A 7,769-nucleotide genomic window follows, 5' to 3' on the forward strand; every position below is an offset into this window, starting at 1 on the left:
AATAGACCTAAAAGGTCTTATTTTCACAGTTGATGGTAATTAGTTATTAATTTGCGTAGCTCCTTAACTAGTATGTCGTCGGCTCTCCTATATCCCTTTTTTTCCATAACACTTCTGATAAATTCATGGTTTACAAATGCTTTTTCTTCAGAATCCACTACCAACCGCTTTTTCTGGTGATTGTTCTTTTTTTCTGGAAATTTAATAATGGACAAGATAATCAACCTCCTTGTTTCTTATCTTGCCCATATATTTATGAATTTCCTTATCGATTTAGTACCTTTTAACTTTTGCTTGATAATTTTTAGCTAATTTCCTTATTTCTTGAATCAAAGGATCGTCCTGCCTCCGATAACCATTTCGTCTCATTTCATCTTCAACGATTTTATTGATATTTTCTTTTACTTGTGGAACGGCCGCTTTAGAATTAACAGGTTGCAGAGTGACAGCTAGCCTTCTCGATTTTTTATTATTGCTTTTATACCGATTTTTTCTTTCGATGATTAGAGTATCTGTATCTGGCATCTTTTTCGACCTCCTTTAAGTTTTATTTTACTAAATATTTAGGTTAGGAACCAGTGTTTTGGTCTTGTGTATTTGATTCCTCTGATTCTGATTCGTCGATTTTGTACCAATCCAACTCTACAAACTTTTCAACCACTTTAATCAAACTAGTGAGAAAATCTACATCATTATCACTAAATTTTACATCCTCGGAGTGGATACAAATGATATAATACGCATCCAACTCATCCTCCATATCAAAAGGATTTACAGGTATGGCTAATGTTTTTTCCCAAAGGTATGGTTTTCGGTGTCTAATTACATCAAGGCATGCTACGGACATCTCTTTTTGTAATTCTTTAACATTCCCCTTTGCAGTATCCTCTTGGGAAAGAGTAACAAGTTCGAGATGTTTCTTTATTTTAATTTTTGATTCGCTTTTTCTGAATACGCTGACAATGGTATCTAATACTGCATCAAACAACATGGTAGTGTTGATGTTTCCTTCACTATTGATTACATCCGCTAGAGTTTCATTATAATACTGCTCTGACGTGATGATATTTAGTGTATTTTCTCTAATTGCAGCCATTTCGTTAATTATTGAGCGACTTTCCACAACGGCATCTACTTTCTGGTCAAATTCTGCTGTTAATCCAAAACCGGAGAATTTTTTTAAGCCGTTAAATGAAAATGGGAGCGTCGTTATTATCCATACGACTGCACATAATAATAATACACCTATGTACATTAACAAATACAGTATAGCCTTATTTGAGAGAACATAACTTAATATAGCTTTTTTTCCGATAGGATCTGGCTTTATTAATGCTTCCAAATTTAGGGCAATAATAATAAAGGCAATAATAATAGCAATTACAGGTATTGTGAATTTGAAATATTGAGTGTCTTTTCGTTTGAAAAATTTCGATTTTAATCGATACCCTGCGTAAACCAAGGCTAGTAATGATAACCCTCCTACTATAAAACCTGTCCAAAATGAATTCATTTGTTGCTGTCTCCCTTGAAATTTTTATAACTCAGGCATCCTTTTTTTCGTTTATGGGAGAAAATTCGCTTTATCAGGAGGGCCAACTGTCTTGGCATTCATCATATCCTCATGCTGACCTACTAGATGCATAATACCGATGCCTAAAAGATACATAAAACCTAAGAGTATCGTGGTAAAACCTACGTTGTAAAAAAACTTAGCTAGTTTGGAGTTCTTTCCTACTTTTTCACGTCTTGCTTTTGCAGCTTTATCTGTTATTACAAGTATTGCAATCCCAATAATCATCGTTAGCAAACCTAACATCAACTACAGACCCTCCATTTTTAACGCTTCCCATAAACTGCCGTACCGCCATATCACTTTCGTCCAACCGCATTCCACTTCGTTTCATTATAACACTATTTTGTTGGGAGTTTTTTTACTTTTTTCTTCTCCTCCGATGTTCAAACACGCATTTCTGTGTGTCTGTATTACTCTTTTTCCTTCACTTCGATTCCTACAATATCATCGAATCGCAATTTTGTCCGTTTAAAGTCATCTGTTTGTAGGTAAATAATCTTATTTAATTCATCAAGTCGTTGTATAACACCACAAAATCCCTTAATGAAGCCACTCTCCAATATGGTTATATTCAGCTGATAAGAATACTCTATTGCCAACAGGATTTTTTGCTCAAATTCTTCGATTTGGTATTCATCCAATATGGGCTTTTTCACTTTTAATTCTTCTTTTCTAACTTCACTCAGCATCTTAACGTGCTCCGGCATGAAGAAAGCGGATTGCCATTTGATTTTCCCACGATCACGTATCATCCGTTTACCCCCTTTTCCTTAAATAATATTATAGAACAAACGTTCTAATTTTATAAATAAAAAAATCGTTAATTCGATTAACGATTTGTTAAAGTATTTTCTACCAAAGTAGAAAATGCTTTTTTAGACCTTATTTAACTTATTCGTATCCCAATCGTAGATGTAATGAAAGGATTCATTGTGCTTTTGTTCAAGGGCGTACAGTTTTTCAAATGTTTGTTTAATCACTTCATATTCAACATTTTTCATGGTTTCTTTTTTCACATTTCTTTTCGAGCCGTTTTTGTTCATTTCATTGACATACCACAAATATTGCTTAGAGTAATAACTCCCGTTAATAGTAGCAAAATAGGTTTCGCCCTTGTACCTAAAGGATACTTGAATCCAATTGCTATCTATTTTTACTAATTTTAAACGGTTTATGTTTACATCTTTTGGCTTACTGCAATTATCCAATATAGTTTTAAAGAGGATCCGTTTTTACTTTGAAAAGGGTTTTGCCCAGAAGTTTTTGTTAGGAATTGAGAATATTTTTAATAACGGTCCAAAAAAATTATCGAATGAAGAAAAAGAGTTTTTGAAAGCCTGGCTGAGAAAAATGTATCTACGGTCAAATAAGAATGAGGGTAATTATAGGTTTCATTGGATGCTTAAAGACAGCCTAGAAATCTATTCTTCGCTAAATGGTATATGGTATTTAGGACCAAAAAAAGCATTCAGTTGGCTTCGAGAGAATGATGAGGTTGCTTATAACCTTTTCAATAATGCTTTAACAAAAGAGACAAAAAAGAATAACATTGAAGAACTACTTGAATATTTGAACGGAATGTAGAGGTTTCTTGTTCCACTAACGTGGCAGTTTAGTGTAATAAGTTTTGGGGAATTTTTCATGAAGAATACGGTTACAGTTCATGATAAGATTCTCTGTAAAGAGGGTGCATTTTTTTGAGAAAAATTTTAAATAACCGTTTTTATTTTTATTTAGTGGCAGTCCTATTAATATTTGGTGTTTTGGTTTGGAATCACTATTCTTGGTGGATAGCATTGTTTAATTCTATAGCTGTTGTGATTGTTGGAGTCTTACAATACAAACCTGTGCAGAAAATAAATCGTAATCGTAAGCGATATTTTCCAAGGTGGGTGCAATCTCTAATAAACACTCTACTTCTTCTAACTATGTTCAATTTTGGAAGCCATTTCTCCGAAATAACATTACTTTGGTTTTTAGTTTTTGCAATGTTAATAGTAAATCTTATTTTTCCTGAATTACCTGAAAAATGAGGGGGGAAAGGTACTTTTAAAAGTGATTTCTTGTTCAACTAACGGGTGCGATTGTTCAATAAGAGCAATCGCTTTTTTCTTATTCAAGTAACTGGCAGGTTAGTGAAAGAAGAAAAACGCTTAATGCGTTATTGCCCCTCATTATTCACTTGAGAATTAACAGACATAATTCAAAAAAAAAGAGGGAAACCCCTCTATGTTATCTTGTAAGTTGAAAAATGAATTGTTCTTTAAACTTTCGTTGGTCACTATTTTTATGTTTCCAGGTTACAGATACCATTAATGCTGTTGCCTTAGTATCTAAAGGAAAATTGGAATGATGAAATGATGGTTCTAAAGGCTTGCCTTCGTTGCATTCGACAGTAAACAGTTCATAAAATGTTGACGCTGACTTAGGTAAGTTTTTATATCCCTCAACCCTGACTAATTCAATATTTTCGTCACCAATATTTTTAATGTCTAGGCTGTATACATTATATAACGCTGGTCTTATAGACTGGTTAAGCTTTTTGTCACTATGGTCTGGCTTTCCAACTGTTACTTTCCATTGTTTTGTTTCTAGTGTCCGAGGCAAGTTTTCCAATACGTTAGCTTCTGAGTCCTTTGGCATTATCATTGTAGATACTATAAAAAATAAAAGAAATAATGCTATTTTTTTCATTATTTCACATCCTTTTTTAAGATTAGTTTGGTATTTGTTTAACCTATTCATTCAAACAAAATAGTAATGAATAATACGATAATTGTGTTACCCCTTGTTTAACGAACGGGTGCGATACTTCAAGAAGAAGGTCGCCTTTTTTTCTTTTTCCACAAGAAAAATTTGTGAAATGTTGTACTTAAACTATCGTGGCAGGTTAGTGGAAGAACGATGTTATAATGTAAGACACAGAAGAGTTGTTATAGGAAGTGAAAAAATGTTAATGTATTATGCAATGCTAATTGTTGGAGTTTTGTTAGTAATAGTGGCAGTATTTATCTTTATTGCTATGTATAGTGTTAAAGAGTACACAATATTAAATGTAGGTAAAATCCTTGTAGCCTTATTAATTGGGGTTTTATTTTTAGTGATTACTCTCCCAAGCCTTAAATATGTTGTGCTAAAGGAATATGATGTCGTCAGTGGGAAATGTGTTATCGAAATAGATTCATCAGGTCGTTCTTCTGAAGCGGACTTTAAAATGCTTAATACAGATGAAATGTTTAGCTTCAGAGATATTCCTGCACTGGATGCTTACGGAAAGTCAATCCCTTATTATTGTAAAGTGACAGTTACAAAAGACCATCAGTTTGGAGTTAGTTATAAAATATATGATGCCAAAACACGAAAGTTAATTTTAACAAGTAAATAGCCTTTGTTTACAGTTATTAAGTGTTAGCATAAAATACGTGAGTAACTAAGGGAAAAGAGTTTAAGTGTCATCTTGACAGGTGACATTTTTATTAATGTTATTGAGAAAAGTTAATGAACAATCCGAACAGAATGTGAAGGAATGCACTTAAACTAACGGGTGCTTGAGTTTAAGAGTGGAAGCTGTCATTGAGGCAGCTTTTCTTATTGAACTAAAGGAGCAGTTTAGACAAAGAAGGAATTAATATGAACTATCGAGAAATAAAGATGTAGAAGAATAAAGATAAATGAGGTTTTTTTATAAAAATGATACCTGTAAAGACACTAAAAAAAATAGAAGAAGACATTAATAAAAATGATTTAGGGAAAGCGAGAGATAGGCTACACGGGTTAATATCAACCTATCCTAATGAATTAGAACTCCGTAAAAAATTAGGAGACATTTATTTTGAATTAAAATATCCTTCAATGGCTGGACGATACTGGTATTTAGAAGAAAACAAAACACCCGAAATGGTAAAAGCGTGTAAAGAGTTTGAAAAATCTATGGGAAATGACCCTAATAGAATTGCTAGAACTCTAAAGTATAGAGGCGATATTGAAATTTTAAAGAGACTGGAATTGGACAGGGAAATTTCCCCTATAAAAAATAAGGTAAAAGAAAAATTGCTACAAGAATCCGAAGATTCATTGCAAGATAAATTAGTTACTATTGGTTGTATATCAATCTTAATATTAATAATTATGTTTGTAGTAATTGGAGTTTACGCATTCTTTAACTGGATATTTTGAATAGGACTTATGAAAGTTTGTGAATATTTACACTTAAAGTAACGGGTGCGTTAATTAAAGAAGAAAGGACATAACATATTAGTCATATAAAATATGTTATGTCCTTTTATTTATCTAACTTTTTTTATTTAGGTCTTGATAAATTTTAAACAGTTCAACTTTATTTCATCGCCACACTAAAAAAATTCCTCAATCCAATAATTTCAAATCTGCAGTAATTTCTACCGACATTCCTCCATGAAGATAAGTATTACTTACCGTAGCAATATCTTCTAAGGAACCAATTTCAATTGGTTTTGCCAAAATCTGTCTGATCCTTTCGTCATCCGTATTTATGATTATTCTTGCTTCACTTTGATTTTCAAACCGATTATGTTTAATTGCTAATTCCATAGGTGGTCTCTTTTCAAAATCCCACCAACCATATTCACCGTATTTATCAAAATCAATATAGGAAACGCGTCTAATGATTATTTCATCTCTATTTAGTCCTAGTGCCATAAGAGCATTGGTAATTCTTTGTTCAAATTCCTTGTAATCATGTATAAAAATAACAGCGGGCTTATCTTTTTGATCTAAATTCTCTACTTCTTGAGGATCCAGATTGTCCATAAAATCTCTAAAATATGATGCTGGTACCGTCGCTGTTAATCTATGCTTTCCCTCTTCATTTGGACAATTAAACATACTTTGCTTTAATATATAAAGGCAAAAACACGGCAACTCCATATCCCGAGATCTCTTCAAGTAAACACGTTGGCCGATGGGGATTCGCACCAGATCAGAATATTTTTTATATTTCTGATTCAATTCCTTCAAATGCTCAATATCAAGCACATGAAATGTTGCCATTGTTCCTTCTAACTTGTCTCCACGCCCTTCCCCTTTTTCAAAAGCATATTTAACCCAAGAGCTTGGTGTACTAAATTTGATTTCCCCTTTTTTTAAAAAAGTTTCAGCATATTTTTGAGTAGTGCAGCGAAATACTGAAACAAAGTTTTCAGGTTCTGCCCATTCACCTTTTTCTTCCATTCCATGAATCCTCCTTATTTTACACCGTTGCCGGTCTAATACTTTTTTTCTTAATCTACAACTATATTTTCTCAGTCTAACACTTTATTTTTCAGTCTAGTATTTTATTTTCCATAGAAAGATGAGGGGTTTTTGAGGAGAATATACATATATTGGTCTAACATTTTTTTGCTGTTCTTCAGCTAACGGGTGCTTTTGTTAAAGATGACGATCGCTGCGGCGGTCTTTTTTCTTATTGAACGTGGTAGGTTTGTTGAAGAAGCATTTGGGCAAAATACCTATCAAATTTAAAGGTAGGTGTTTCCTATTGAAGAAAAAACTCTATGTAATTTTCTGTGTCTTGTTTTTTATAAATAATACTGCTGTATTTGCAAAGCAAGAGGTACCAAATCAAGAATTTATTAATAAGTATTATTTCGATGTTGATTTAAAAGGGGTTAAAAATATATATTTCTTTAGACATTTTCCCTTCTACAATGATAAAGGGCAGGTTTCACCTCTAGGTAAGGCAGTCTTATCAGTCTTACAGGGCGATATATGGGCATGGGTTAGAGAACCAAGGATTTATGTTAAAGAAAACATATCTTATATACATACAGTCAAGTTAGATGGATTAAATCTGTTATATACTTTAAAAAAAGAAAATAACGTTTGGAAAGTCGTTAAAATTGAGAAGAAGAAACTTCCTTCCGTTGGAAGTAAAGCTATACTTGAACATGCATTTCTAAGGGCAATAGGAATAGAGATACTCCAAGCAATAATTGTTGAAGGGGCAGGTATTTTAAAAATAGCTGCCGTTTCGTTTAAGGACGTACCATGTTCAATCATGTAATTTAGTACGTCTAGTTTAAACTGTTGTGTGTAATTTGTACAAGGCTTAAGAAAAGCTTCAACACCATTGTATTCGTATTGTTTGACCCATTTAAGGATTGCCTTATGATCAGTCCTTAACGATTTCGCTATTTCATTTGAACTCTCATTTCCA

Annotated in this window: 11 protein-coding genes and 1 pseudogene; 4 read left to right on the forward strand and 8 right to left on the reverse strand. The window is 32.8% G+C overall.

Features of this window, described 5'->3' with window-relative positions; genetic code table 11:
* Positions 1-273 precede the first annotated feature (273 nt).
* The 5 genes from BIV60_RS11440 to BIV60_RS29635 form a co-directional block, all read right to left on the reverse strand.
* Positions 274-525, reverse strand: a complete 252-nt coding sequence (locus tag BIV60_RS11440; protein WP_071355874.1) for a hypothetical protein — start codon at positions 523-525, stop codon at positions 274-276.
* A gap of 43 nt (positions 526-568) precedes the next feature.
* On the reverse strand, positions 569-1,513 hold the full coding sequence (locus tag BIV60_RS11445; RefSeq protein WP_071355875.1) for a hypothetical protein: 945 nt from the start codon (positions 1,511-1,513) through the stop codon (positions 569-571).
* A 51-nt stretch (positions 1,514-1,564) separates the two neighbouring features.
* Positions 1,565-1,822: a hypothetical protein gene (locus tag BIV60_RS11450; RefSeq protein ID WP_071355876.1), complete on the reverse strand. Its 258-nt coding sequence runs from the start codon at positions 1,820-1,822 to the stop codon at positions 1,565-1,567.
* 164 nt (positions 1,823-1,986) lie between these two features.
* Positions 1,987-2,328 (reverse strand): YolD-like family protein, encoded by a 342-nt coding sequence (locus BIV60_RS11455; RefSeq protein WP_071355877.1) that lies wholly within the window; start codon positions 2,326-2,328, stop codon positions 1,987-1,989.
* A gap of 123 nt (positions 2,329-2,451) precedes the next feature.
* Positions 2,452-2,619 (reverse strand): hypothetical protein, encoded by a 168-nt coding sequence (locus BIV60_RS29635; RefSeq protein WP_177177279.1) that lies wholly within the window; start codon positions 2,617-2,619, stop codon positions 2,452-2,454.
* 97 nt (positions 2,620-2,716) lie between these two features.
* Between BIV60_RS29635 and BIV60_RS11465 the strand changes: the two genes are divergently transcribed.
* Positions 2,717-3,160, forward strand: coding sequence for a hypothetical protein (locus BIV60_RS11465; RefSeq protein ID WP_071355879.1), 444 nt, complete (start codon positions 2,717-2,719; stop codon positions 3,158-3,160).
* 648 nt (positions 3,161-3,808) lie between these two features.
* On the opposite strand, the gene BIV60_RS11475 is transcribed toward BIV60_RS11465, so the two are convergent.
* A complete protein-coding gene (locus BIV60_RS11475; protein WP_071355881.1) occupies positions 3,809-4,270 on the reverse strand; it encodes a hypothetical protein in 462 nt (153 codons plus the stop codon).
* Positions 4,271-4,526: 256 nt separating this feature from the next.
* Here BIV60_RS11475 and BIV60_RS11480 point away from each other — a divergent pair, with 256 nt between their 5' ends.
* Positions 4,527-4,961, forward strand: a complete 435-nt coding sequence (locus tag BIV60_RS11480) for a hypothetical protein (RefSeq protein WP_071355882.1) — start codon at positions 4,527-4,529, stop codon at positions 4,959-4,961.
* Positions 4,962-5,266: 305 nt separating this feature from the next.
* Positions 5,267-5,752 carry a DUF6584 family protein gene (locus tag BIV60_RS11485; RefSeq protein WP_071355883.1) on the forward strand — a complete coding sequence of 162 codons (486 nt, stop codon included), beginning with the start codon at positions 5,267-5,269 and terminating at the stop codon, positions 5,750-5,752.
* Positions 5,753-5,941: 189 nt separating this feature from the next.
* On the opposite strand, the gene BIV60_RS11490 is transcribed toward BIV60_RS11485, so the two are convergent.
* The gene (locus tag BIV60_RS11490; protein WP_071355884.1) at positions 5,942-6,784 is read right to left on the reverse strand and encodes a hypothetical protein; all 843 of its coding nucleotides are present in this window, start codon (positions 6,782-6,784) and stop codon (positions 5,942-5,944) included.
* A 307-nt stretch (positions 6,785-7,091) separates the two neighbouring features.
* Between BIV60_RS11490 and BIV60_RS11495 the strand changes: the two genes are divergently transcribed.
* Positions 7,092-7,616, forward strand: a complete 525-nt coding sequence (locus BIV60_RS11495; protein WP_256218393.1) for a hypothetical protein — start codon at positions 7,092-7,094, stop codon at positions 7,614-7,616.
* Here BIV60_RS11495 and BIV60_RS28395 read toward each other — a convergent pair.
* Positions 7,535-7,769, reverse strand: a pseudogene (locus tag BIV60_RS28395) (IS3 family transposase); the annotation flags it as partial. The gene BIV60_RS11495 and the pseudogene BIV60_RS28395 sit on opposite strands and share 82 nt — an antisense overlap.

It is taken from the genome of Bacillus sp. MUM 116, assembly GCF_001866655.1.
Taxonomy (GTDB): domain Bacteria; phylum Bacillota; class Bacilli; order Bacillales; family Cytobacillaceae; genus Neobacillus.

Coding starts and splice junctions, on each gene's coding strand:
- BIV60_RS11440 (WP_071355874.1), bottom strand. CDS start 525: ATGCCAGATACAGATACTCTAATCATCGAAAGAAAAAATCGGTATAAA.
- BIV60_RS11445 (WP_071355875.1), bottom strand. CDS start 1,513: ATGAATTCATTTTGGACAGGTTTTATAGTAGGAGGGTTATCATTACTA.
- BIV60_RS11455 (WP_071355877.1), bottom strand. CDS start 2,328: ATGATACGTGATCGTGGGAAAATCAAATGGCAATCCGCTTTCTTCATG.
- BIV60_RS29635 (WP_177177279.1), bottom strand. CDS start 2,619: ATGAACAAAAACGGCTCGAAAAGAAATGTGAAAAAAGAAACCATGAAA.
- BIV60_RS11475 (WP_071355881.1), bottom strand. CDS start 4,270: ATGAAAAAAATAGCATTATTTCTTTTATTTTTTATAGTATCTACAATG.
- BIV60_RS11480 (WP_071355882.1), top strand. CDS start 4,527: ATGTTAATGTATTATGCAATGCTAATTGTTGGAGTTTTGTTAGTAATA.
- BIV60_RS11485 (WP_071355883.1), top strand. CDS start 5,267: ATGATACCTGTAAAGACACTAAAAAAAATAGAAGAAGACATTAATAAA.
- BIV60_RS11490 (WP_071355884.1), bottom strand. CDS start 6,784: ATGGAAGAAAAAGGTGAATGGGCAGAACCTGAAAACTTTGTTTCAGTA.